Source organism: Aeromonas sp. HMWF014 (assembly GCF_963878295.1).
GTDB lineage: Bacteria > Pseudomonadota > Gammaproteobacteria > Enterobacterales > Aeromonadaceae > Aeromonas > Aeromonas popoffii.
In genome coordinates this window covers 1-1,360 of the sequence record NZ_CAWNYS010000561.1, presented here as the reverse complement: position 1 = coordinate 1,360, position 1,360 = coordinate 1, and the positions used below count along the sequence as shown (strand labels likewise).

At 60.4% G+C, this 1,360-nt stretch carries 1 protein-coding gene and 1 pseudogene; one reads left to right on the top strand and one right to left on the bottom strand.

What is annotated here, in order from left to right; all coding sequences use genetic code 11:
• Window positions 1-771 (bottom strand): FAD-dependent monooxygenase (locus AAC083_RS21605; RefSeq protein ID WP_181364850.1); only part of this gene is annotated, 771 nt, incomplete at its 3' end.
• A 267-nt stretch (window positions 772-1,038) separates the two neighbouring features.
• Here AAC083_RS21605 and AAC083_RS21600 point away from each other — a divergent pair.
• Window positions 1,039-1,360: pseudogene (locus tag AAC083_RS21600) on the top strand (tRNA (N6-isopentenyl adenosine(37)-C2)-methylthiotransferase MiaB); the annotation flags it as partial.

Below are 1,360 nucleotides of genomic sequence, written 5' to 3'. Positions count from 1 at the left end.
CCCGCCGAGCCGGGCCGGAAAGTGGCGGCGCACCTCCTCCCCCAGCCTTTCGTTGCTCATGGCCGACAGGGCGCGAATGCGGGCCGGGCTGTCATACCACACCAGGGAGCCATGCTGGCCGGGCAGCGGCAGGAAGGCACGCGGGCCGCTCGGGGTAAATTGCTGCCAAGTGATGTCTTCCTGTGCAAACGCTGTGTCGATATTGATCAGCATACAGTGCTGGCGATACTCGAAGCGCGACACGCCTATGCCCGCCAGCCGGCGCATCTGGGATTCGGCGCCATCGCAGGCCAACACCCAGTGGGCGGCGAGTTCAGTGCCATCGTCCAGGGTCAGCACCGCCTCGTTCCCCCCCTGCTGCAGGCGAGTGACCGCCGCCGGTGTGTGGGTCTGGATGTTGGGAAAATCCTCCATCCTCTTGAGCAGGGCCAGCTGCACCAGCCGGTTTTCGATGATGTAGCCAAGCAGGGGCAGGCCCAGATCGGCCGCATTGAAGCGGGTGGCAAAACCATCCAGCTCCCAGGTCTCCAGCCGGCGGTAGGGACAGAGTCGCATCTGCTGCAGGTGTGACCAGGCGCCGGCCTGAGCCAACAACGCCACCGAGGCCTGGCTGATAGCGGAAACCCGCAGATCCAGCGGCTGCGAGCAGGCGTATTGCTCGGGCAATTGGGTCTCTATCACCCGAATGGAGAGGCCCTGCGCCGCCAGCAGACAGGCGGTAGCGGCACCGACCATGCCAGCGCCGACAATAGCGATATCACACTGTTCCATAACTTGATTCCTGAAAGGGGACGCCCCGGACAAGGGTAGACGGGGCCAAACCGAATGGAGACATGATACCGCAAGGGACCGGCAGAAACAGTGAGACAAATTGCGAATTGCCACGCAAAATCAAGGAGAAAGCCCGAGCAAATACCGGCCGGCCAAGAGGGAGAGAGCCCCATGACGGGCTGGATATTAGCTAGGCAGTATCCAGATTGCGGAGTAAAATGCCCGGTCCTTTGACCATGCCGATTTCAACACAAGTCAAGAGAAGCAATGAGCAAGAAACTTCACATTAAAACCTGGGGTTGCCAGATGAACGAGTACGACTCGTCCAAGATGGCCGACCTGTTGGATGCCAGCAATGGCTATGAACTGACCGAGGAGCCCGAAGAGGCAGATGTCTTGCTGCTGAATACCTGCTCCATCCGCGAAAAAGCACAGGAGAAGGTGTTCCATCAGCTGGGGCGCTGGAAAAAACTCAAGGCCAACAAGCCCGGTCTGGTGATCGGTGTGGGTGGCTGTGTCGCCTCTCAGGAGGGGGACAACATTCGCACTCGCGCCCCCTATGTGGATATCGTCTTCGGTCCCCAGACCC